The following is a 22443-nucleotide window of genomic DNA, read 5'->3' on the forward strand; positions in this document are numbered from 1 at the left end:
CCACGCGACCGCGGCGTTTGGCAACCCCATCGCGTAGCGGCTTACGCGCCCTCGGCGAGTTCCTTCTCGATGGCCTCCCATTCCCCCATCAAGGACTCGACCTTCGCGTCGAGCTCTTTTTGCAGCCGATCCAGCGCCGCCACGTCCTCTTTGCTCGTCCGTTCGAAAAACCCCGGTTCGCAGTAGCGCGACTCCAGTTCCCGTTTCTGCGCCTCGGCCGCCTCGATCGCCGCCACCACCTTGTCCCGCCTCCCCGGCAGCTCCTTCAATCGATTGCGCTTCTTCTTTTGCTCCTCCCACGCCGAGCCCGTCACCTGCGCGGCCGGCTCTTGCGCCTTCGCTGCGGTCTTCGCGGCCTTGTCCTTCTGGACCACGGCCTCCGCGTCGAGATGATCGTCCCCGCAGCGCGCGAGGTATTCCTCGAACGTCCCCTGGAAATCGTTCCGGCCGCTGGGCAGCACCTCCAGGATGCGCGTCGCGATCTTCGAGACGAACCAGCGATCGTGCGACACCAGGATCAGCGTCCCCTCGTAGGCCACGAGCGCCTCGGCGAGCGCCTCGATCGCCTCCACGTCGAGGTGGTTCGTCGGCTCGTCCAGCAAAAGCACGTTCGGCTCCTCCACGAGGATCCGGCAAAACATGAGCCGCGCCGCTTCTCCGCCGGACAGGAGCTCCACCTTCTTGTTCACATCGTCGCCCGAGAACAGCATCCGCCCGAGCCGCCCCCGCACCGCGCTCTCCGGCTCCGTCGGGCACGCCGCTTTCATGATCCCGAGCGGCGTCGCCTCCGGGTCGTCGAGGATCTCCCTGTGATCCTGGGCGAAATACCCCACCCGCGCCTCGTGCCCCCAGCGCACCGTGCCCGCGTCCTTTTCGAGCTGCTCCGCGAGGATCTTGAGCAGCGTCGACTTGCCGATCCCGTTCGGCCCGATCACCGCCACCCGCTCGCCCCGCCGCACGGCCAGCGACACCGCGGTGAGCACCTTCTTCTCCCCGTACGACTTGTGGATCCCCGCGACCTCCAGCACGTCCCGCCCGCTCGGCCGCGCGATCGACAACTTGAACACCGGCGTCCGCCGCGAGCTCTCCTCCAGCTCCGGCACCTCGATCTTCTCGATCTGCTTCAGCCGGCTCTGCGCCTGCTTCGCCTTCGTCGCCTTGTACCGGAACCGGTCCACGTACGACTGCTTGTGCGCGATCACCTCCTCGATCCGCTCGACCTCCGCTTGCTGCCGCTCCCGCTCTGCGCGCTTCTCCTTCACGAACGCCGTGTAATTGCCGTGGTAGAGCGTCACCGTGCCGTAATCGATGTCGAGGATGTGCGTCGCCACGTTGTCGAGGAAGCGCTGGTCGTGGGAGATCACGAGCACCGAGCCCTCGTGCGCTTGGAGGAATTTTTCGAGCCAGCGGATCGTCAGGATGTCGAGGTGGTTCGTCGGCTCGTCGAGCAGGAGCACGTCCGGCCCGCCCACGAGCACCTGCGCGAGCAGCACCCGCAGCTTGAAGCCCCCGGAGAGCGTCGCGAGCGGCCGCTCGTGCGCCTCCATCGGGATCCCGAGCCCCACGAGGATCGACGTCGCCCGCGCCTTCAGCGTGTAGCCGTCGTAGGCCCGGATCACGTCGGCCAGCTCCGCGAGCCGCTGCGCGTCGCCGGCCCCGTCCTCCACGATCCGCGTCTCCTCTTCGAGCGCGTCCCACACGATCCGGTCGCCCATCATCGCGAGGTCGAGGATCCGCGCCTCGTCCTCCAGGAACCGGTCCTGCCGCAGCACGCCCATCCGGGCGCCCTGGGGGATGTTGAAGCTCCCTTCGGTCGGCGCCTCGTCGCCGGCCAGGATCTCGAGCAGCGTCGTCTTACCCGACCCGTTCGCGCCGACGAGCCCGTAGCGGCTCTGGCGGTTGAGCTTCAGCGACACCTCCTCGAAGAGGGTCCGGTCGCCGTACGATTTGCCCAGGTTCGACGTGACGATCATCGCGGGGACGGTGGTATATCCTCCCGCAACTGAGGAGGCCACGTGCGCTTTCGAGAGCTCATCCAAGATTCCAGCGCCACCATCGACGCCATCGCCAGCTACCTCGACGGGCTCTCCGCCGAAGACAGGCTCCACGAGACCCGCACCCTCTCGCGTGACGAGCAACGCAAGCTCTACCAGAGGGCCGAGAAGGCGCCCCCCATCACGCTCGAGCACTTTGTCCCGGCGGACATCGCGAAGCTCGCGCCGGTCCACCACGACGGCCGCAACACGCTCCCCTTGCCGTCGAGCCTCAAGCTCTTCCAGAAGCGGTTTTGCCGACCCGAGGACGGCTCCGAGCGCCTCTTCGGGTACAACCAGTCGCCGTTCCTCGGCACCGTGGGCCCGGGTTTCTTCGTCGCCATCCCGACGAAAGGCCGCCCGGAGTGGGAGGCACGTGGCCAGATCGTGATCGATTACTTCCAGGTCCCCGACGGCCCCGTCGCGGCGGGCTGGCCCAAGGTCATCCCGAACTCCAAGGGCCTCCAGACCCTCGTCTACAACGGCACGCGCGACTACATGCGCAAGGTCTCGACGCACGTCTCGATCGGCGCCGCCTACAAGGGCGAAAAGGCCCTCGACCACTACTTCATTCTCTGCCGCGACCGCTAGTCCCGAGGGGGACGCCTCGCGTCCCCGTCTCGCGTTCGCCCGCTTTTGCCGTTGATGATGCGCTGTACGGCGTAGACGACGAGCGCCGCGAGCCCGAGCACGGCCGCGGCGCGCAACGCGGTCGTGTCTTGTCTCATGAGCAGGCCGGCGCAGGACGCTACGCCGAGAACGGGAATGGCCAGCGGAACGGGAAAGGCGGCGCGCGGGGCGGCGGGATTGCGTTTGATGCGGATCAACGCAATGTGCAGAAGAATGAACACCGCGAGCAGAAACGTAGAGGTGCCGGAAGCCAGGGTCTTGATATCGCGGAAACACAGCAGCAAGACGCAGATGACCGTGGCCGCGACCCCTACGCCGACGACAGGTGTGCGCCATACGGGATGCACGTACGAGAGGAGCGGCGGTAGAACACCCAGGCCTCGACGTGACATGCCATAGAGAAGACGCGACGTCATGAGCAGGTTGAGCAACGCGGTGTTGAACGCGGCGAACACCGGAATCACGGTGTAAATCCACAGCGGAAATCCGGGGGCGGCTTTGCGCACGACGTCGATCAGAGGCGACTGGGATTCGCTGAGGGCTGCCGGGGCCATCACCGACACGGCCACCAGCGCGACGAGGCAGTAGACGAGGATCGTGCCGACGACGGACAAGCAGATGCCGAGGGGGACATTGCGTTCTGGATGGACGACCTCCTCGCTGAGGTTGGCGAGATCCTCGAATCCGATGAAGGCGTAGAACGCCAAGGACGCCCCCGACACGGCGAGCAGCGCGGCGGGCGTGCCCTGGTACGGCTCTGCGGCCGATGCGAAGTCGAGGTAGTTCACGGACCCGATGAAACGTGCACCGAGCGCGATGATGAGGAGAAGCCCGGAGACTTCAATGACGGTGCAGACGGCATTGGCGGCGGATGACAGCACAATCCCGCGCATGGCGATGGCGCCGAGCAGGAACACGAATACAAACGGAACCAGATGGTCCCGTGCGATGGGCGGGGCGTCGGGGAACAAGGCCAACGCATAATTACCAATGATACGGGCGCCCGTCGCGGTTGAAAAGACCCCCGACATCCCCACGAAGAACGTCACGAAAAAAGTCACGAACGCATTGTCGTACACCATGTGGCAGAAGTGGGCGGCGCCGCCGGCCTTGGGATAACGCGATGCGAGCTCGGCATAGGTGAGACCGGTAAGGCTCGCGGTGAGCCCGGCGATGACGCACGACACCCACGCCGCGGTGCCGGTCATCCCGGCGATGCGGCCCATGAGCCCGTACACGCCCGTGCCGAGGATATCGCCGATGCCGAAGATCGTAATGGCGGTGAGCCCGAGCGCGCGCTCGAGTCCCTGCGGTTGCTGGCCGGGGGGCGTCGTCAGGGGCGCTCCTTTCGTGGTCCGGTGTGGACAACGCTGGTTCGGTGTTGCCCGTCCATTCTGAACCTCGCGCCCCCTCGTACGTCACCGCAGTGGCTCGACGAAAACGCGAATCGGTCGAGAAATGAGGATAGCACATCGCACGAGCGTCGGCGCGCGGACGCAGGGGGCGAGCAGGCGCTCGTCGTTGCTCGAAAAGACGTCGGGAGCGGAGCCCCCGCACCGGACCTCGGCCTATCGTTCCTCGACAGCCTGTCGATTCTCGTCAGAGACGGGCAACGCGGAGAGCTCCGTCCCTGACGCCGCCTCCAGCCTCACGAACGCCTCCCCGAGCCAATCGAGGAACGCCGCGTCCCACGCGGGCCCCTCCGGAAACGTCTCTGCGATGCGCGCCGAAAGCGCGGCGTCCCACCGCTCGTACACCGCCCGCAGCGCGCCGTGCGCCTGCCTGGCCAGCACCGCGCTCCGCTCGCCTTTCCGCTCGCCCCCCTCGATGAACGTGTCCTCGCAGAGAAAGTAATTGCAGGTCGCGGGCCGCATCGTCGGGGCGATCGTGCATCCGCCCGCCCCGTGGAACACGCATTTGCGCTCCATCGGCTCCGTGGGGGCCTCGCGCCGCTTCACCCGCCGGAGTTCGAGCCCGCCCTCCCGGGGGAGGAGGTCCTTTTTGGCGATACGCGTGAGCAAAAAATCCCGACCGTCGTGGGCGACGACGCGCCCCACGTCCGACCAATCCATATGGGGCGGCGCCTTGCAGCAGCCTGCCGGACCCTGCGGGCATTTCGCGCAGAGCGTCGAGCAGAGCTGGGTATGGGCGCCTTGGATGTCGAGCCGGATCATCGCGTCGCGGTGAGGCGGGACGAGAGCACCGAGCGGACCGAGCGGCCCACGGCGTCCGCGTCTTTCTTGAGCTCCTCGGGCATCCAGAAATGGAGCACGCGCCCGACGGCCTCCGTGCTCGAACGCAGGAACGCCATTCCGCCCGTCTCCGCGCGCTCGGCGCTCTGCGGGAAACACACCTTGCACAGGCACGGCAAGGGCCCGGCGGGATCGTGTTTCGTCACGTTCACGGCCGGGGCCACGCCCGCGCTCCAGGCGGCGCCGAGCAAGAGCGCGGCCGAGGGCGCGTCGAGCACGCGCGGCGTCTGGAGCGACATGCCGAGCGTGCCGGGGGACGCGGTGATGCCTTTTCCGTTCGCGAACCGGATGCGGGGCACGAGCGACGTCAGATCGCTGATCGGCACGCGGTTGCGCCCGCTGCGCCAGCCCTTGCCGGTGTTCTGCGGGTTTTCCAGCACGGCGACGAGCCAGAGCGTGTCGGCCGGCGGCCGCACGGTCACCATGAACAGCCGCCCGCCGCCGGCGAGCGGGGCGAGGCCCTTGCTCTGGCTGTGGTAGGTATCGACGGGCCACACCTTGCCTGGCTTGCGTCCGGCCGCTTCCTTCTCGAACACGGCCTTGCTGACGATGGCGAGCACGTCCGGCATGCGCGCGACTCTACCAGAACCGCCCCGGGAGGTCAGGGCCTCCGGCGTCCTCAGGTCGACGGTTCGCCGCCCCGTCGCATGGCCGTGAGCTTGTCCCGTATCTCGTGAAGCTCCTTGCGCTGGCGCTCGAGCTCCACGCTCGTTTCCCCCGGGGGCCGCAGGGGTTCCTTGCATGCTTGGAGCTTTCGCTCGATCTCGGCGATCCACGGGTCGACCACGGCGAGCCCCGCCTCGGGCTCGTTGCTCCTCAGGCAGGCCTTCACGTACATCTCTGGATACATCCAGCTCTTGTCTTGGCCGACGCGGACGAACGCGTCCCAGGCGTCTCGGCAGGCCTGGAAGGGCGCGCGGAGCGAGCAGGCTGCCATCAAGATCGACTCGGCGGTCCTTGCCCTCATATCGAGCACGCACGCCTCGAACACCTCGCCTTCGCCTGCACGTGCCTCGAACTCCGCCTCGACCCGTCGGTAGTCGGCCTCGACGTCGGCGAAGCTCCGATCGAATGATTTTCCGTAGGTCTTGAAGACGGCATGGCTCGCTTTCGAGAACGCGTCATAGAGCGCGTCGGCCTGCTCTTCTTCCGGGGTGATCGGGGCGGCTGCCTCGTCCTCGCGGCGGGTTTCTAGCCATGGGACGACCTCGCCGCGTTTTTGGGCAAGGAGCGCGTCCCGGAGGTTCCCCAGGTCCTCGAGCTCGTGTTCGTAAAAGCGCGCCGGGTACTCCGTCCCGCTCCCCTTCGTTCCCTCGAGCAGCCTCTCGAGCTTCGCGATCAGCGGATCGAGCACCGCGAGCCCCTCGTCTGGCCGCTCGTCGTACGCGCAGCAGTCTCCATAAGCCCGTGTCTTCCAGCACTCTGCTTCGATGCCCGAAAAGCCGAGACGAACCAGATCGTTCCACGCCTCGCGGCAGACCTCGAAGGGGGGGTGCTTGTAATAGGCGAGAGACACGATGGTCTCAGCGATGCGCCGCCTCGTCTCGAGCACATCAAGTCCATCGTCGCCGGCGCGCTCCACGAACTCGGCCTCGAGCTTTCGGAAGTCAAGGACGGCCTCAGCGAAGCGCCGGGTTCGTTCGAGCGACTTGACCAAGAGGCGCCCGCTCGCTTGAGCGAACGCAAGCTCGTCCCCCTCCATTTGTCTATCGGGTTTCATTCTTTGTACTCGCGGTACCCCGGAAATTCGCAGGATTCAAATCCCCAGCTCATGTCGACGCTGGGGGGCCACACATGATCCCGGCACTGCTTGAAACAGGCTTCGCACAGTGATGCTCCCTGGTTGCTCCCACGTTTGCCGCCCCAGCCGGTGTGCAGGCACGCAATCAAGTTCTCTTGACAGGTGACCCGCTTTTTCTTCCTCTTCGCAAACGCCTCCGCCGTCCCCGCCGCGACCGTCGCCGTGACCGTCACGCCGACGGCGATCGCAAAGGCCTCGATGATCACCTCGGTGAAGACGACCGTGACGACCACGACGACGGTCACGACCTCCCCGATCGGCCCCCGCTCCGGCATCACCTGCCCGTTCGCCGCCGCGGGCCTCCGCAACAGGCCCCTCGCGAGGACATCCTCGGGGAGCGTCATGCCTCGCAGGGCGATGCGCATGCAACCCCCGACGTCCGGATTGGGCTGGCCCGTCGTCTCCACCTCCACGACACGACCTTCCTGGTCGACCTTCACCGAGGCGTCGAGCGTGTAATATCCGGGCTCAATGGTGCCGCTGAGCTCATCCACGCATGCCCTGAGGCGCTCTGCGGTGGCTTCAGGGACGCGCGGCCGGTCGTCGGGCGCCGGAGGGCGGTAGATCCTCGCCGACGAGCAGCCAAGGGGCACGAGCGAGAACGTCAGGCAACCGAGGAGGCCCAGGGAGAGGACGGGGGGCCAGCGCGGACGTCTCATGTCCTGGAAGGCACCACGGCCACGTACTTCGGTCAAGCCGGGGAGATCAGCCCGTCTTCTGGACCATGCGGGGGGTGACTTCCGGCGCCTCGACGAGCGCGGATAAGGTCCGTCGCGCCGATTAAGGCCGAGTAAGGCGACGACACGCGCGCGCCACCCTAGCTTTCGGGTGTGTCGACGGCGGGCGCGTCGCTCGCCTCCCACCCGAACCCTGGCCCATCCGAGGTCCCATGCACTTTCGTCCTTCTTATCTCCTTGCCTTTTCCTTCCTTGCCGCCGGCTGCCAGGACGCCGCCGCCGTTTGTGAGGAAGGGAGCGCCGATCGCAATGGCCAGTGCGTCGCTGCCGCCGCCGTCCAGCGGGTGCGGCTGACGCACCTCGACGTCGCCTACGACCTGTCGAAGCCGGTGTACGTCAATAACCGGGTCCCCATCACCTTCGGCATCACCGCGAACAGCGACGACCCCGCGAATTCGGGCCCCCGGAACGTCGCCGTCACCTTCTCGTTCGTCGAGGCCAACCCCAGCGACCCGCAAAATCCCCTCGCGTGCAGCTCCAGCGCCATCAACGTCGAGGTCATCGGCGACGGGACCGAGCAAATCGTCGAGGCCTACATCTGGCCCACCACGCAGTGTGCCGCGCTCGCCGCGAAAAACGCCGAGGTGAACCTCCAGGTCGATTTCGATGGCGGCCCGGAGCTCGCGGCCGAGATCGGGTCGGACCTCGACGCCCCGAGCGTCGTGTTCTCCGAGGCGCGCCGAGGCGACGCGCTCAACCAGCATTGCCGCGCTTCGCTGAATGCGGCGGACCCCAAGCCCGGCTGCGTCCACCCGATCCGCCTCCAGCCGACCCCCACCGGCGCCGAAGGAACGCTCACCGACGTCCGCTATGCGCTCAGCTCGAGCTCCTCGGTGGCCGTCCTGTCGAGGCAACCCACCGAGGACATCGGCCCGGACGGCCCCCCCGACGTCGACCCCGCGATCATCGTCCAGTCGCGCTTCGTCATCAACGGCCGGGACCCGTACATCTCCGCCGTCGATCCTTCGCAGATCCCGCCATCGCTCCTCGAGGCCGTTCCCTCCATCGAGGAGGACCTGAAATTCGGGCTCGACGATGCGGCGCTGGCCGCCCTCAGCGCGCCGCCCGGCAAGGCGACCGTGTCCTACACCATCCAGTCGGCGGCCGACGGCATGACGAAACTGCCCCTCACCATCCGGGATCCCGCGAATCCGAAGAACAGGGTCCCCGAGGTCGTCGTCGATCGGATCGTGCCGGGCACGGCCAACGACGCCGTGCACGAGCTCTACCTCGAAGGGGCCGCCCTCGAAGCGGTGTCGCCCGGAGGCGCGTGGGCGAACCAGAGCAATTTCGTCATCCGCGGCTGCTTCACCGGGGAATTCGCCCAAGGGGGCAACGAAGGCGACGGCGACCTCGACGATTGCCGCGAGCTCGAGGTCGTGCTCGTGCGCGAGGCGTCGTCCTCGTCGGCGGCCTCCTCTCGGAGCTTCGACAAGGAGTTCGAGCGCAAGCTCGGCAATGATCGCATCGCGATCGAGAGCAGGATGTCGACCCAGAACCGCCTCGACCTGAGCGGCGCGTTCAGCCGGACCGAGGGGGAGGTCGCGCTGAAGGGCAAAATCGGCAAGAGCTTCGACCTGACGATGGCGCGCGCCTTCGCCGACGCGAACCTCGCCGTCGACCCCACGAAGACCTCGTACGAGGTGGGCGTCGACGCCTTCGGACAGCGCATCTTCGGCGTGTCGGAGCAAGCGGCGAGCATCGTCCAGACCGAGGACTTCAGCGCCGCGAAGTCCTTCACGATCGGCAGCCTCGGCTTCGGCTTCGGGCCCGTGACCGTCGGGTTCAAGATCGGCGTCGGCGGCTCCATCGGCATCGCGCTCGAAGACACGCTCGAAGCGCTCTCGGACTCTGCCGCTTGCCAGGACCTCTTGAAGTCGGCCGAGCCCATCACCGCCTGCGGCCGGATGACGCGCATCACCTCGCCGAACTTCGGGCTGACGGGCACCGTGGAGGGCGGCGTCGACCTGAAGATCGTGAAAGCGGCGGTGGTCGCCGATCTGCGCTTCATCACGACGAGCTTCCCGCTCGACACGACGCTCGGCTTCGGGCTCACCGGCAATGAGAAGCTGCTCGTCCGCGGCGACGTGACCTGGGACATGTCGTTCACGCCGCTCGAAGGCGACGTCTCCATCGTCGGGAAGGTCGGCTTCCGTCGCTTCGCCAAGAGCCTGAAGGTGCACCTCTTCAGCTTCTCCTCCCCCACCTTCGAGACGCGGCTCCTGAGCGCGTCGATGGGCACGCCCGAGGAGCTCCAGTGAGCGCCATGGCGAAGATCGAACGCAAAAAGACGGCGGCCGTCGCGGTGACGCTCGCCGCCGTCTCGATCCTCGGGATCACGTTCGGCCTGCGGCGACAGGCGGCTTCGGGCGCGCCTGCCAAGGAGACGGAGGCCACGCGCGTGGCTTCCGTCGCCCCGCAGTGTCGGTTTTCGCCCGGCGAGACGGCGGCGTTCACGCTCGCGTCCACGGTCCGCGACGTGCGCGGCGACGAAGAGGACCACCTCCGCGCGACGCTGAGCGTGGAGGCGGTCGAGCAGCTCTCGGCGACGCGGTATCGGCTCCGCGCCGCGCTCAGCGACGTCTCGCACTCCCAGGAGCTGACGCTGCCGGAGGAGCACGTGAAGGGATCCCTCACGGACCCCTTCTTCGTCGAGATGGACGCCTCGTGTCGTTTCGTCGGCTTCGGCTTCGCGCGGGACTGGGACGCGCGCCGCCGGCAGTTCGTGCAGTCGCTCCTCCGGACCCACGAGTTCGAGCTGCCCGTGGCGCTCGGGACGCGGCGCTGGAGCGCGTCCCAGTCGGATGGAATGGGCTCCTTCGAGGCGAACTACGAGGACGTGTCCGAGGCGCCGGGCGCGGCGCTGCGCATGAAGCGGCGCAAGGCCACGTACGACGGCAAAGCGCACGCCGACGCCCTGGGCTTGTCGGTCGTGGTGGTCGCCTCGGAGGCCACCGCGAGCTTCGACCTCGACGATCCGCAGTGGCTCGCGTCGACGTCCGGCCTCGAACGCGTCCAGATCCTCGTGCAGGGCCAGGTGCAGGCGGACCTGCTCCAGCGCTTCCGTATGAGGCGCGACGACGCGCGCTTCGTCGCGGTGCGCGCCCTCGCGCCGGGCGACGCCGACTTCCGCGACGCCTTCGCCCTCGATGTCGCACGCGGCCCGCACGTCGATGACCGGAGGGCGAAGCTGTCCTACGAGGAGGCGCTCCAGGCGTTCCTCGCGCACTTCCGCGGGCCCGGGGACCCGAGCTACGCGGCCGCGCGTGAGCTCGCGGCATGGCTCGCGGCGCACCCCGAGGGAGCGCAACGCCTGGTCGCCGCGCTGCGGGCGGGCGACATCCACGACGCGGCCCGGCCCGCGCTGTTCCTCGGGCTCGAACTCTCGGGCACCGAGGCTGCGCGGGGTGCCCTCTCGGACGTGCTCGTGGACAGGCGCCTGCGCGCCGTCGACCGCGCCCGGGCCGCGTCCGCCCTGTCCGGCCTTGGCGCGCCCACGCGGGATACGGCCGAGCTGCTCCTCGCGCAGGCGCAGGACGACCGCGACGACATGGTCGCGAACGTCAGCTTGCTCGGCCTCGGCGGCATGGCCCGGCGGAGCGGCGACGACGACGAGCTCAAGTCGTACGTCCACGCCTCGCTCGACCAGGAGCTCTCGGCCGCCGCGGACGAGGGCAAGGCCCGGCTCGTCCTCGACGCCATGGGCAACAGCGGCGATCCGGCCTTCGCCGACGAGCTCGACGCGCAGCTCGGCGCGGAGAGCGCAACGACGCGGCAGCACGCGGCCGAAGCGCTGGGGCGCCTGGATCCCGTCGAGGCCGGGCCGCGCCTCTTGGATCGTCTCCGCGAGGAGACGGATCCCGCCGTCCGCACCGCGATCGTGGGGGCCTTGCGCGGGTCGCCCACGGCCGACGCGGTCGCGCTGATGGCGGACAAGCTCGCGGCGAGCACGTCGATCCCGGAGCGGGCCGCGATCATCACGTGGCTCGGCGCCGCGTCTCGTACGCGGCCCGAAGCGCGCGGCCACCTGGTGGCGCAGTTCCACCGGGAGACGAGCGCTCGGCTGATGCAGCTCATCGGCACCTTCGTGCCCGCGGCGGCGCTGCGATGAGCCCGCGGGCAGCGTTCGCCGGTGTCGCGCTGGCGGCGCTGCTCGCCGGTTGCTCCTCGCACGCGCCGGAAGCTCCCGACGCCGTCGTGTCGGCCTGGGTCGAGGCCTTCACGACGCCGTTCCAGGGCGATGGCGAGACCGGCGACCTGGTGATCCCCGCGCAGGCGCCCTGCGCGGGGATCGCGCTTCGCGCCACCACGGACCCCGGCGTGTGCTTCCAGCTCAGCTCGGCCGTCGACGGCGAAGGCCGCGTGGGGGTCGACGGGCTCCGCGCGGGCGCATTCTGCCGCGATTGCGAGCTGCGGACGTCGGTCGCCGCCACCGCCGGCGTCTTCCTCCTTCCGGCCGAGGCGGGACGTTTCGAGCCGGAGACCGGCCTCTCGCTCCGCTTCGCGCGGGTCGACTGCGTGACCCTGACCCCGCTCGCGGCGCCGGACGACCGCCCGACGCTGCGGGTCGCGGCGCAGCGCATCGAGGCGATACCGGATCAGGCGACGATCGACCTGCGCTTCCTCGTCACGAAGAGCTCGATCCTGTTCGGCGACGAGGACCGCCAGGAGGCGCTGATCGCACACCTCGGGCAGGAGCTCGCCTCGGGCGGCCTCCTCCCGCGGCTCGTCGAGGTCCACGCGCTCGACGTGCTGCCCGCGGACGTCCGCTTTCACGCCGGGGACCCCGCGGCCCTCTCGGCGTTGATCGCAGACGCCCCGCCGAGGGCGGAGACGACCGTGGATGTCGTCTTCGGCGGGTGCCTTCTCTACGACGACCCGATCTTCGGCCCGCCCAGCGCCGTACACGGATACACGCCGAGGATTCCGGGCGGCGCCGGCCCCGCCGACGCCGTCTTCATGCCCGGCCTCGATTGTTTTGCGGGCGGGCCGGGCCCCCTCGACCTCCCCGCCCGTGCGCAGGCTCATTTCCTCGCGCACGAGCTCGGCCACTATCTCGGCCTCTATCACGCGGTCGAAGAGGACGGCCTCACGGACCAGCTCGAGGACACCGGACCGGACAACCTCATGCATTCCCATCCAGCGCAGGCGACGGCGGTCGGATTCAGCCCATCGCAAGGCCGCTCGATGCGGATGCATCCCGCCGCGCGCCCGCGCTGACGGGACCCGGGGCGCTGCCCCGGACCCCGCCCGGGGGCGGACAGCCCCCTGCTGGGGCCTGGGGCGAAGCCCCTCCGCCGGGCATTACGGCGTCGAGTCGACTGCGGCATCCTCTTTCGCGCTCCCGCGGAGCAGATGAATGCGCCTGTATTGCTTCGAGGTCGCTCCGAGCGCGTCCCGCACGACGCGTTTGTAGGCGAGCAACTTCTCGTACGCGAGGCTGCACGCCTCTTGCCGGTTCGCGCGGGCCTTGGCGAGCGCCATTTCGGCCGCGACCGCCTCGTCGTGCTCCTTCACCATCTCCTGCGTGAGCGCCCCGAAGGGCCCCGCGAGGAGCTCGTCTGCCCACACATTCCCTGCATATTGGCCGAGCGTGTCGAAGAGGCGCGTGGCGGCGTTGACCTTGTCGGTGTCCGTATTCTGGGCCTTCAGCGTATCCGGTAACACGGTGTGCGGCGCGAAGGCGAGGAGCACGGACCTGGCGACCTTGTAATGACCGTCGAGGGCATCGAGCGCCATGCCGGACTCGTCCCGCTTCCTGGCGCGCACGGACTCGGCCGCGAGCAGGTCGACGTGGGCCTTGCGAAATGCCTGCGCGGGCGATTGGAGGACGTTCTCGTACACGGTCACCACGCTGGGGTGCATCGCCGGTTCGGCGGCGATCTCGGCGGCGCGGGTGAGAAGGCGGTACAAGACCTCGTATTCGATGTGTTTCATGGGGATCCTCCGGGATGGGGACTTGGTTCTTTTCACGGCCAGCGCGGAGCGCGACGAGGAGACGCGCCTCCTCGTTCGCTTGCGCGAGCAGCGCCATCATCGGCGCGTGCGTCTTTCGACGAGGACGTCGCCTGGAACTTCTCTTCCCGCGGGATGGAAACGTGCCCGCCGGGTTCGCCGTCGATCCCCCGCGGTTTTCTTGCCGCCCGTGATTCGCCTGACCGTACCGACCGGGCTTGGGGGTCGACGGACCGGGCTTGGGGGTCGACGGACCGGGCTTGGGGGTCGATGGACCGGGCTTGGGGGTCGACGGACCGGCTGCCTGCGTCAGGTCCGGATTCCCAGGAGGCGGTAGGGGTGCGTGGCGAGGAGGACGCCGCCGTTCGGGAGGCGGCGGACGTGGAAGGGGGCGTGGTGCCGACGATTTTCCGCATCGCGCACGCGCTCTGCCTTTCGCCGCTCTACCTGTTGACCTTTCCGGAGGACGATGCGTGGGCACGCGTCGCCGAGCTGGTCCGCAGGATGCCCGCGCGCGAGGTGGCGAAGGTGCGCCGCGAGCTTGCCAAGCGGCGATGACGGCTCTGCCACGTCGACCGCGCTTGAAAGCTCCGACGACGGTATCTGATCATTTTATCTTACGAAATTGTGTGCATTCCGCGCTGCGCATCGCGCGCGCTCTTATCGCGGGAGAGGTTTCCCTTCAGGGCCTTGCCTTTGCCCGTCCCGTCACCCTTCCCGGTGCACCCCTGTTTCGTGTCCTGACAGCGCCCAGCGCTCACCACCGGCGACCCCGACCGAAATGCGTGCTCCGGCAGCGCCCCACCCCGATCCACCAGCGTACAGGATTCATCGACGCACTTCGGCGGATGCACCTCATCACGCGGGGGCAATACGCCCTCCTTGTGGAGGACCCCTTCCTTCGGCAAAACCATGTCCTTCGAGCGCGGGTCCTGGGGCGCCGATTCCTTGTCCGGCGGGCTCTCGCAGATCGATGGAGGGAGGTGGGTCGTAAGGGTGCGGGCGGGACGGGCCCGCAGGGCTCCGGCCTATTCGTCGACGATGTGGATCGGGAGCCAGTGGAAGCCGGTGACGCCTGCGTCGAGGAAGATGCGGCGGACCTTGGGTGTGACGAGGAACCTGGGATATGCGAACAGGGCATCGCCCACGTCGCCTTCGTAGTGAGTATCGCCGAACCATTCCCAGGTCACGTTGATATCGCGGATCTCTGTGAAATCTGCGGCGCGGTAGACGAGGCGGGTGGGGATCTCCGTGGGCGTGTCGAAGCCGCTCCTTCCGCAACAGCAGAGGTCGTCGGGTACGATCCCGGTTGAACGTGGAGACATCGGCGGCATCGTGTGCGTGGCGCAGAGCTGACGCCACGGAAGCTGCATGTGCCCCCGCTTCTCGAACGCCGTGAACACGCCGCGGAACGAGAGCCCCGTCGCGCCGCTCTCCGCGAGCACGGCAGCCAGGTTTTCGTCGACGAGTACGTCGTCATAGGGGGTCGTGGCCGCGCGCCGGCCTTCGAGTTTGTGGAGGTCTTCGACGTCGATGATCATCGCGGACGTCTGCCGCGCCCCGGCGCCGCAACGCTTGCACGCGTCGGACATGTCGTACGTCGTGCCCATTCGCGGCCCGCCGAAGACTCGGGCATTGATGTCGTACGACATGATGAGCAGCGGCGCCGCTTCGAGCTCCTCATCGGTGAAGCGGTCCCTGCGGATATCCCACCCGTCGGCGCCGTGCTCCTCAAGGAGCGCCAGGAGTTTGGGGAGCCGCTCATCCGTTTCGTCGAGCGTTACATAAATGTGCAATACATCCAGGACCGGAGCCTCGGCGATGTTCGCGACGTCCGGCCCGCAGCCGATGGCTTGAAGAATGGTACGTGGATCGCCCAATAGATCCATTCCGTCGAACCATACCGTAACCTCGGTTCTCACTCTGGTGCATCTCCCGCAATGGCAAAGTTTCAGGGGCTGAAGTATGGCCTGATCGCATCCAGCCAGTGCGGGTGCGCCTTGTATACCCTTTTATACACTTTCCAAAGACCCTGCGGTGTCAGATTCCCATTCTGCCTGACCATTTGCTTCCTGGCCTCGTCGAGCGCATCCGTGATCTTCTTGTGATGCTCCTTCGTCAAGATCACGGACGGGATGTTGTCAAGCTCTTTCGTGATTCGCAAGTCCCGCCCCATCGCCTTCTCCAGGATGTGATGCGCCTGGAAGTCCCCCTCCAGGCCCCGCGTGAACTCGCGCATCGTCTTGTAGGGACCTATCGCGCCGTTCTGCTCCAGGGCCTCCGCGATCGCCCTCCCGTATTGCTTCGCCAGGAGTTCGGCCGTCTCCTTCGAGACCTCCTCGGCCCCCTGCAGAAGGATCGACGCCTTCTTCGCGCAAGCCTCCTCCAGCTTCTTCGCGAACTTCTCCGCCTGGCCGATGAGCACACCGGAGGCGATCTGCGTGATCGCCGCCGCGGCCTGCACGACGGCGTTGTCGACCCCGTCCTCGTCATCGCCCCCGATGATACCGAACCGCTTGCCGTCCTTCCGCGCGAGGTCGTGGTTGAACTCGCCATTCAGCATCGCCGACGCTATCGCCAGCTCGCGGACGATTCGTTCGAGCGGGGTCAGGGCTTTGCCTTTGCCGGTCCCGTCCCCCTTTCCCTTGCAACCCTCCTTCGTCTGCTCGCACGGGACCACGCTCACCAGCGGTCGCCCGTGCCTATGCTGAAGCTCCGGCAATGCGCCTCCGCGATCCACGTGCGAGCACTCCGCGTCCACGCACTTCGGCGGATGCACCTCGTCCCGCTTCGGCAAGACGCTCTCCTGCCGTAAAACGCCCTCCCGCGGCAAGATGCTCTCTCGCGATACCTTCGGCGGCTCCTCCTTTCGCTCCGGAGCCCGACGCTCCTCGACACGCTCTTCGACGCTCTCCGCCGCGTCCGCTTTCTTCTCCTCTTTGGGCGTCTCCTTCGGCGGCGGCGCGGGTGGCGCAGCGGGCGCCGGTGCCTTCGCGGCGGGCGCCTCCGGCTTCTTCGGAGGCGGGGGCGTGCATCCCGGCGGACGGGCTTTTGATGGGATTCGCGCGAGGCTCTCCGGCCCGAGGTTCGGATTGTACCGGAGCACGACCCGGCGCTCGGCCTGTTTCCAGAATTCATGCGCATGCAGAATGACCAGCGCTCCGCCCGTCTTCTCCTCGATCACCGCGAACGTATTCACACCCGGCGGCAAGCCCGACGGCTTCCAGCAAACCTCCACAGGCGTCTGCGCGAAGGCCCCCGGCATCCGGCACAAGAGCACCATCACCGCAACCACACACCCGACGAACACACGACGAAGCATCGCCGGCCCCCTCGATGGATGGCGAGCGAGCGTACTTGTCGTCGGAGGGGAAGGTCAACCAGCCCAGCGCACGACGTCCGCCGCGCGGAGACGGGCTTGGGGGGTGAGGGGCGGCCATGGGCTATCGAGCGGCGCGAGCGCCCACGGCATTCAGAAGCTCGGCTTGAAGAGCCGCCCCAAGGACATCGCCTGGCTCCAGGCCGCGGACGCCGATGATCTCGTGGCGTCCGCAGCGTCGCTCTCGATCCGCCGACGCCTCACGGGTCGCTGCCCGGCGTCGCGCCGTCGAAGCGCTGCACTTCGAGGTGGGGATCCAGGGCGTAGCCGTCGTCCTGGCTCCGCAAGAAGTCTCGCAACCCGCGACGCCGCAGCTTGGAGACCGCCACATAGATGCGGTTGGCCGCGGCGTCGACTTGAATGCGCTCGCCCGGCCAGACCGCCCGCTGGATCTCCTCCAGGGAGAGCCCCACGCCGGGCCGCGCGCCGCGCTGCTCGACCAGCGCGAACAGGAGGCGGCGCAGGACGGGATGCTGGTGCAGATCTTCCCACTCTCCGCCGGGGGGCCGATAGCGGCCCGCGCTCGGCGCGATCACCAGCGCGTCGGCGGACAGCTCCTCGGCGGCCTCGGCGGCCTCGGCCGACAGGCGACCCAGCGCGGCGCTCAGGATCCGGAGGCCGATACGCACGTCGTCCGAGAGCTCGGCCGGCGACGGACCTCCCGTCGCCGAGGCGCGGTGCGCGCGCTCCATTCGCTGCCGCACGTGCTGGAGGAGCGCCCTTCCGCCCTGCGGATCTCGCGCCTCCAGCGCCTCGGCGGCGGACAGCTCCGCCGCACCCCAGGCCAGATCCACGAACGCGGCTGCGAGCGCGTCTCCACGGCTCGTGACCGCGAGCTCCGCCTCCGCGAGGAGCCCGCGGGACGCGGCGCTGTCCCCGAGCGCTGCGAGCACCATCGCCAGCCTGCCACGGGCCAGCGCTTCGGAGCGGACATCCCCGGTGGTGCGGAGCGCCAGAAGGGCGCGCTCATGATAACTCCGTGCGGACGCCAGTTGGCTGCGCTCGTGCTGGAGCGTACCCAGGTTGCCGAGGGCGATCGCCTCCAGGCGCCGATCCCCGGCCCGCTCCAGGAGGCGCAGGCCGACCTCGTAATGCGCGAGCGCGGTGCTCAGGTCGCCCTGCTCCTGCTCCAGCACACCCACGTTGACCTGCACGATGCCCTGGAGCCGCACCACGCCCGCGTCGCCGAGCACGCGGAGCGCGTCCTGATAGCGCTCCCTGGCGGCCTCGTACTGGCGGAGGTCATGCAGCAGCGCCCCGAGGTTGGCCAGCAGCCGGCCCTCCGCACGCCGGTCCCTCTGGCCGGCCAAGAGCGACATGGCGAGGTCATAACAGGCGCGCGCCTGGGAGAGCTCGCGCTGCTCGTGGTGGAGCACGCCCAGGTCCGTGACGATCGCAGCCTGGATGGCGGACAGGCCGGAGGCCTTCGCCAGCTTGATTCCTTGATCGAACCGGGCGCGCGCCTCGTCCGTGCGACCTCGCACCTGCGCGGCGCGGCCCCGGGCCGCGAGCAGCGGTGCGGAGAGCCCCGGGGGGATGTCGGGCGCGATGTGCAGCGTCCGTTCCAGCAGCTCGAGCAAGAGGTCCGCCGGCCCCCGGCGGGCCAGCGCCGGTTCGATCGCGAGCAGCGCCCGGCCGGCGCGTTCGGGCGCGAGGCCCGCGGTCGGCCGGCGCTCTCGGCTCGGCACCTGCTCCAGCCGGTCGAGCTCGCGTTTCAGCGCCGCCACCACGTTGTCTCGCAGCTCGGCCTCCAGGGGGTCGTCCGGGCTCTGCTCGTGCCTTTCGCTGGCCAGGCCGAGGAAGTGCTCCGTGTGGCGCGCCTCCGCGCGGAGCCCAGGGTCGACCTCCGCGGCGTGCTCGTCCGCAAGCTCGCGCACGCACTCGAAGAGGCCGAGCTTCCCCGAGCCGAGCACCCGGAGCAGCGATTTCTCCCGCAGAGAATCGATCCGGCCGAGCACGTCTTTGGCGCTCAGCACCGCCTCCGCCGAGGACAGCGAGAAGGCCCCTGGAAAAAGCGCGCACTCGACGAGCGCGCGCTGGTCCTCCTGCGTCAGGAGGTCCCAGGACCACTCCAGCGCCGCGCGCAGCGTGGCCTGGCGCGGCTCGGCGTCTCGAAAGCCGCCGGCGAGGACGTCGAGCCGCTTGCCCAGCCGGGAGATAAGCCCCTCCACGCCGAGCAGGGGCAGCCGCACGGCGGCCAGCTCGATGGCCAGCGGGATGCCTTCGAGCTTCTGGACCAGCTCCGCGATGCGGGGGGCGTTCTCGTCGGTCAGCTCGAAGGAGTCGTCCTCGGCCCGCGCCTTGAGCAGGAAGAGCTTCCCCGCTTCCGACGCGGCGAGCTCGGCGTCCCCGGGGAGGCTGAGCGGGCCGAGCTCCAGGATCCCCTCGCCGCGGAGCCGGAGTCGCTCGCGGGAGCACACGAGGAGCCGAACCTCCGGCGCCTCCACGAGCCAGCGACCTACGGTCTCGACGGCGAGCGGAGCGATCCGCTCGAAGTTGTCGAGCACCAGGAGGAGCGGCCCTCGCGCGGCCAGGGCGCGCCCGAGTCGCACGGAGGCCTGGTCGGATTCGCGCCCGTCGGGCAAGACGACATCGAGCGCCCTTGCGACCGTCTCGCACACCGTCCCCACGCTGCGCGCGCTGGAGAGATCGACGAACAAGGACTCGCCAGCCTCGCGGCACGCGTATTCGACCGCCAGGCGTGTCTTGCCGATGCCGGCCGGCCCCCACAACGTGACCAGGCGCTTCGAGCGAAACAGCGCGTGGACACGCTCGAGGTCGGCCTCACGCCCGACGAACGGGGTGAGCAGCTCCGGCCGGGGAATGTCGAAGCCGCGGACGGCTGTGCTCACGGGGCGGCACGACGATCGCTGATCCGGCGAACCTCGAAGTATTGTTCGCCGGTGGGTGTGTTCGCGACCACCGGCAGGAGCGTGTTGCCGAAGTCGACTGGCTCCACCGGGGTGACCTGCGCGAAGACCTCGGTCGCCTCACCGGGAGGGTCTCCGTACATCGACCCGGTCTGGCTACACCAGGTGCCGAAGATGTCCGGCTCTGCCCCGCCGTCGTCCAGCATCACCACGCCCCAGCGGCAACTGGCGTCGGTGGGCGATTCGAACAGGGCCGAGCGACTCCCGGCCCCGGCCCGCGCGACCAGGGTCGAGTGCACGGCCCCATCGAGCGCGGTGAGGGTGATGTCCGTCGCCTCTCCCTGCACCGTCAGGTCGAGCCGGAGGCCCTCGGCTTCGAGCGACGCGGAGCCCGACGAGAGCGAGCCGACGAACCAGCGGGAATGGGTCGCGAAGGTCGCGGCGCCCCCGCAGACGTAGGCCTCCACGTCGCCCCGATCCGACACGGCCAGGCCCACGACCGCGTCCGCGGTCTCCAGTCGGCCGGTGAATACGGAGAATTGCGCCGCGCCGGCCGCATCGGAATCATCCTCCCCGCTGCAGGCGACGAGGCACAAGGCCAGCGGGAGGAGGACCTTCCGATGAGTTCCCAAGGCAAGGATCACGGCCAAAAGTTATCACCATCGCGTTCGTGCTGCCAGCCAAGCGGCAAGCTGCGGACGGATTCCTGCGGGCTGGGAATGTTGCGGCTGGGCGCTTGGCCGTGGACTGCCCTCGCGGCCGGCGCGAAGGCGTTTTCCAGCGACCTTGACGGCTTGCGGCGCGGCGTGGGCTCGGGCAGGCTCATGGCATGGCCGATGCTGCGCGGAAACGTGCGACGTACGAGGACCTCCTGGCGCTCCCGCCGAACGTGAAGGGGGAGATCCTGGATGGGGTGCTGTACACGCAGCCCCAGCCGCTGCCTCGACACGTCCTCGGGACGGCGAGCATGCAAGAGCAGCTCGGCCCTCCGTTCCGTCGTGGCATCGGCGGCCCCGGTGGCTGGTGGATCCTCCCGGAGCCGCAGATCGACCTGCCCGACTCGCCCGCGGTCATCCCGGATCTGGCGGGCTGGCGCCGCGAACGGATGCCCGAGCTGCCGAGCAACGAGTCCATCAAGATCGTGCCCGACTGGGTCTGCGAGATCTTCTCCCCGAGCACGCGTGGCTATGACCAGCGCGTCAAGCAACCGTTTTACGCGAAACACGGCGTTCGATGGTTGTGGTTCATCGATCCCGAAGCGCGTGTGCTCCTGGCGTATCGCCTGGAAAACGGCCGCTGGGTGTACATCGGCACGTGGGGGAACGACGACCGCGCGCGGATCGAGCCGTTCGACGCGATCGAGCTCGATCTGTCCGATCTCTGGTTGCCCGTGAGTGGCTGACGTGGAAATCCCATCGCCGAACGAGCGACGCGAGGTCCTGGACGGCGTGGTCTATACCCAGCCGCATCCGTGGCCCGCCCACATGCGGACCGCGACGGTCCTCGGCGGGCACCTGAGCAGCCCCTTCGACAGCGGCTGGCGTGGCCCGGGCGGTTGGTGGATTCTCGTCAGCCCGGGCATCACGTTGCCCGATTCCCCGAACGTCGTGCCGGATCTCGCCGGATGGCGCCGCGAGCGATTGCCCCGTCTGCCGGACGACGTCACGATCTCGCCCGACTGGGTCTGCGAGATCCTCGCGCCGAACACCCGCAACTACGATCAGCGCATCAAGAAACCGTTTTACGCGAAACACGGCGTCACATGGCTCTGGCACGTCGACCCCGAGGCCCACGTGCTCACGGCCCATCGCCTTCGAAACGGTCGCTGGCACGAGCTCGGCACGTGGGGCGACGACGATTGCGTCCGCATCGAGCCCTTCGACGCGATCGAGCTCCCGCTCTCCGACCTCTGGCTCCCCGCGGACGCCTGACCTCACCCCTCCTTCGGCGCCGGCTCCGTCCCTTCGAGCTCCGCCCCCTCATCCTCCCCGCGCAGCTTCCGCTGCGTCGGCCGCACCTTCTCCGCGAGATCGCGATACCCGGCCAATCGGTACAGCCCCTCCAGCGTCGACGCCGTCCCCTGATACGCATCCGACCACGCCGCCGCCGCCCGATCCCGCGCTGCGAGCGCCGTCTCCAGCTCGCGCGCCTCGCGGTGGTCGTCCCCCACCGCCGCTTCGAGCTGGCCCGATTGCTTGTTCACCGATTGCAGCGCCACCGCCGTATCGAACGTCGAGCCGAGCGGCGAGACCACGACCGCCGGTTGCTCTCCGAGCAGACGCGCCACCGTCTTCGTGTACTGGAGCAGCTTGGCCGGCACGCGCGGTGATTCGGTCGAAAGGCCATACGTCGCGAGCGCCGCGGCCCCCATGTGGTCCTCGATCGTCCGGCGCAAGAGGCCGAGCAGCATCGCGAGCGCCGCTGCCGCCGCGTCGCGGGAGGCGCGCACGGGGATGTCGTCGGCCCGCTCGGCGGCAAGATCCTCCTCCGCTTTGCCGAGCTCCGCCGCGGCCCGCGAAAGGCCGTCCGCGAGCGCCTCGAAGATCGCAAAGTACGATGCCTTCGTCGCTTTCGTGAGGGGCCCTTGGACCTCCTGCGACCGCGCCGCGAGGATCTCTGCGACCGCGGCTCCGTGCGCGCGGGCCGAGGCGACGACCTTGTCGCTGACGCGGATCTGATTCTGCACCTGTTCGCTGACCTTCGACATGCGCACCTCCCTCCGAGTGGCCGCGAGGGTAATCGGGAGCGAACGAGCCCGGCAAGCCGGGAAGCGCCGCGCCGCTTGA

At 68.7% G+C, this 22443-nt stretch carries 19 protein-coding genes; 7 read left to right on the forward strand and 12 right to left on the reverse strand.

Annotated elements, in window-relative coordinates:
• Positions 1 to 41 precede the first annotated feature (41 nt).
• Entirely contained in the window at positions 42 to 1973 is a 1932-nt protein-coding gene (abc-f, locus tag QHF89_RS00590) for a ribosomal protection-like ABC-F family protein (RefSeq protein ID WP_136965148.1), read from the reverse strand.
• Between the two features lie 42 nt (positions 1974 to 2015).
• On the opposite strand from abc-f, the gene QHF89_RS00595 reads away from it, so the two are divergent.
• Positions 2016 to 2624 carry a hypothetical protein gene (locus tag QHF89_RS00595; protein WP_136965149.1) on the forward strand — a complete coding sequence of 203 codons (609 nt, stop codon included), beginning with the start codon at positions 2016 to 2018 and terminating at the stop codon, positions 2622 to 2624.
• On the opposite strand, the gene QHF89_RS00600 is transcribed toward QHF89_RS00595, so the two are convergent.
• The 5 genes from QHF89_RS00600 to QHF89_RS00620 form a co-directional block, all read right to left on the reverse strand.
• A complete protein-coding gene (locus QHF89_RS00600) occupies positions 2621 to 4000 on the reverse strand; it encodes an amino acid permease (protein WP_136965150.1) in 1380 nt (459 codons plus the stop codon). The two genes, QHF89_RS00595 and QHF89_RS00600, sit on opposite strands and share 4 nt — an antisense overlap.
• Positions 4001 to 4231: 231 nt before the next feature.
• A complete protein-coding gene (locus QHF89_RS00605) occupies positions 4232 to 4837 on the reverse strand; it encodes a hypothetical protein (protein ID WP_136965151.1) in 606 nt (201 codons plus the stop codon).
• A complete protein-coding gene (locus QHF89_RS00610; protein WP_136965152.1) occupies positions 4834 to 5484 on the reverse strand; it encodes a hypothetical protein in 651 nt (216 codons plus the stop codon). Before QHF89_RS00610 ends, QHF89_RS00605 begins: the two co-directional genes overlap by 4 nt.
• Before the next feature lie 50 nt (positions 5485 to 5534).
• The gene (locus QHF89_RS00615; RefSeq protein WP_136965153.1) at positions 5535 to 6635 is read right to left on the reverse strand and encodes a hypothetical protein; all 1101 of its coding nucleotides are present in this window, start codon (positions 6633 to 6635) and stop codon (positions 5535 to 5537) included.
• Positions 6632 to 7375, reverse strand: a complete 744-nt coding sequence (locus tag QHF89_RS00620; protein ID WP_136965154.1) for a hypothetical protein — start codon at positions 7373 to 7375, stop codon at positions 6632 to 6634. The genes QHF89_RS00615 and QHF89_RS00620 overlap by 4 nt, the downstream gene beginning before the upstream one ends.
• 230 nt (positions 7376 to 7605) lie before the next feature.
• Between QHF89_RS00620 and QHF89_RS00625 the strand changes: the two genes are divergently transcribed.
• The 3 genes from QHF89_RS00625 to QHF89_RS00635 are packed head-to-tail and all read left to right on the forward strand — an operon-like array spanning position 7606 to position 12673.
• Positions 7606 to 9714 (forward strand): hypothetical protein, encoded by a 2109-nt coding sequence (locus tag QHF89_RS00625; protein WP_136965155.1) that lies wholly within the window; start codon positions 7606 to 7608, stop codon positions 9712 to 9714.
• 5 nt (positions 9715 to 9719) lie between these two features.
• On the forward strand, positions 9720 to 11564 hold the full coding sequence (locus QHF89_RS00630; protein WP_136965156.1) for a HEAT repeat domain-containing protein: 1845 nt from the start codon (positions 9720 to 9722) through the stop codon (positions 11562 to 11564).
• A complete protein-coding gene (locus QHF89_RS00635) occupies positions 11561 to 12673 on the forward strand; it encodes a hypothetical protein (protein ID WP_136965157.1) in 1113 nt (370 codons plus the stop codon). Before QHF89_RS00630 ends, QHF89_RS00635 begins: the two co-directional genes overlap by 4 nt.
• An 84-nt stretch (positions 12674 to 12757) precedes the next feature.
• On the opposite strand, the gene QHF89_RS00640 is transcribed toward QHF89_RS00635, so the two are convergent.
• A complete protein-coding gene (locus QHF89_RS00640; RefSeq protein WP_136965158.1) occupies positions 12758 to 13390 on the reverse strand; it encodes a hypothetical protein in 633 nt (210 codons plus the stop codon).
• A gap of 357 nt (positions 13391 to 13747) precedes the next feature.
• On the opposite strand from QHF89_RS00640, the gene QHF89_RS00645 reads away from it, so the two are divergent.
• Positions 13748 to 13966, forward strand: coding sequence for a hypothetical protein (locus tag QHF89_RS00645; RefSeq protein ID WP_284719871.1), 219 nt, complete (start codon positions 13748 to 13750; stop codon positions 13964 to 13966).
• A 470-nt stretch (positions 13967 to 14436) separates the two neighbouring features.
• Here QHF89_RS00645 and QHF89_RS00650 read toward each other — a convergent pair whose 3' ends face one another.
• The 4 genes from QHF89_RS00650 to QHF89_RS00665 form a co-directional block, all read right to left on the reverse strand.
• Positions 14437 to 15297 (reverse strand): hypothetical protein, encoded by an 861-nt coding sequence (locus QHF89_RS00650; protein WP_136965159.1) that lies wholly within the window; start codon positions 15295 to 15297, stop codon positions 14437 to 14439.
• 62 nt (positions 15298 to 15359) lie between these two features.
• Positions 15360 to 16730 carry a hypothetical protein gene (locus tag QHF89_RS00655; RefSeq protein WP_136965160.1) on the reverse strand — a complete coding sequence of 457 codons (1371 nt, stop codon included), beginning with the start codon at positions 16728 to 16730 and terminating at the stop codon, positions 15360 to 15362.
• A 257-nt stretch (positions 16731 to 16987) separates the two neighbouring features.
• On the reverse strand, positions 16988 to 19639 hold the full coding sequence (locus QHF89_RS00660) for a tetratricopeptide repeat protein (RefSeq protein WP_136965161.1): 2652 nt from the start codon (positions 19637 to 19639) through the stop codon (positions 16988 to 16990).
• On the reverse strand, positions 19636 to 20301 hold the full coding sequence (locus tag QHF89_RS00665) for a hypothetical protein (RefSeq protein ID WP_136965162.1): 666 nt from the start codon (positions 20299 to 20301) through the stop codon (positions 19636 to 19638). Before QHF89_RS00665 ends, QHF89_RS00660 begins: the two co-directional genes overlap by 4 nt.
• Positions 20302 to 20486: 185 nt before the next feature.
• Here QHF89_RS00665 and QHF89_RS00670 point away from each other — a divergent pair, with 185 nt between their 5' ends.
• Both QHF89_RS00670 and QHF89_RS00675 read left to right on the forward strand, forming a co-directional pair.
• Complete coding sequence (locus QHF89_RS00670; RefSeq protein WP_136965163.1) at positions 20487 to 21059, forward strand: Uma2 family endonuclease; 573 nt, start codon at positions 20487 to 20489, stop codon at positions 21057 to 21059.
• Position 21060: 1 nt separating this feature from the next.
• A complete protein-coding gene (locus QHF89_RS00675) occupies positions 21061 to 21588 on the forward strand; it encodes a Uma2 family endonuclease (RefSeq protein ID WP_284719872.1) in 528 nt (175 codons plus the stop codon).
• A gap of 2 nt (positions 21589 to 21590) precedes the next feature.
• Here the strand turns inward: QHF89_RS00675 and QHF89_RS00680 are convergent, their stop codons facing one another.
• Positions 21591 to 22364 carry a hypothetical protein gene (locus QHF89_RS00680; RefSeq protein WP_136934108.1) on the reverse strand — a complete coding sequence of 258 codons (774 nt, stop codon included), beginning with the start codon at positions 22362 to 22364 and terminating at the stop codon, positions 21591 to 21593.
• Positions 22365 to 22443 lie beyond the last annotated feature (79 nt).

The organism is Polyangium sorediatum (genome assembly GCF_029946465.1).
GTDB lineage: Bacteria > Myxococcota_A > Polyangia > Polyangiales > Polyangiaceae > Polyangium > Polyangium fumosum.

What these genes read in the sequence shown, in the direction of transcription:
- abc-f (WP_136965148.1), bottom strand. Translation starts at nt 1,973, where the DNA reads ATGATCGTCACGTCGAACCTGGGCAAATCGTACGGCGACCGGACCCTC.
- QHF89_RS00605 (WP_136965151.1), bottom strand. Translation starts at nt 4,837, where the DNA reads ATGATCCGGCTCGACATCCAAGGCGCCCATACCCAGCTCTGCTCGACG.
- QHF89_RS00610 (WP_136965152.1), bottom strand. Translation starts at nt 5,484, where the DNA reads ATGCCGGACGTGCTCGCCATCGTCAGCAAGGCCGTGTTCGAGAAGGAA.
- QHF89_RS00615 (WP_136965153.1), bottom strand. Translation starts at nt 6,635, where the DNA reads ATGAAACCCGATAGACAAATGGAGGGGGACGAGCTTGCGTTCGCTCAA.
- QHF89_RS00620 (WP_136965154.1), bottom strand. Translation starts at nt 7,375, where the DNA reads ATGAGACGTCCGCGCTGGCCCCCCGTCCTCTCCCTGGGCCTCCTCGGT.
- QHF89_RS00625 (WP_136965155.1), top strand. Translation starts at nt 7,606, where the DNA reads ATGCACTTTCGTCCTTCTTATCTCCTTGCCTTTTCCTTCCTTGCCGCC.
- QHF89_RS00630 (WP_136965156.1), top strand. Translation starts at nt 9,720, where the DNA reads ATGGCGAAGATCGAACGCAAAAAGACGGCGGCCGTCGCGGTGACGCTC.
- QHF89_RS00635 (WP_136965157.1), top strand. Translation starts at nt 11,561, where the DNA reads ATGAGCCCGCGGGCAGCGTTCGCCGGTGTCGCGCTGGCGGCGCTGCTC.
- QHF89_RS00640 (WP_136965158.1), bottom strand. Translation starts at nt 13,390, where the DNA reads ATGAAACACATCGAATACGAGGTCTTGTACCGCCTTCTCACCCGCGCC.
- QHF89_RS00650 (WP_136965159.1), bottom strand. Translation starts at nt 15,297, where the DNA reads ATGGATCTATTGGGCGATCCACGTACCATTCTTCAAGCCATCGGCTGC.
- QHF89_RS00655 (WP_136965160.1), bottom strand. Translation starts at nt 16,730, where the DNA reads ATGCTTCGTCGTGTGTTCGTCGGGTGTGTGGTTGCGGTGATGGTGCTC.
- QHF89_RS00670 (WP_136965163.1), top strand. Translation starts at nt 20,487, where the DNA reads ATGGCCGATGCTGCGCGGAAACGTGCGACGTACGAGGACCTCCTGGCG.
- QHF89_RS00680 (WP_136934108.1), bottom strand. Translation starts at nt 22,364, where the DNA reads ATGTCGAAGGTCAGCGAACAGGTGCAGAATCAGATCCGCGTCAGCGAC.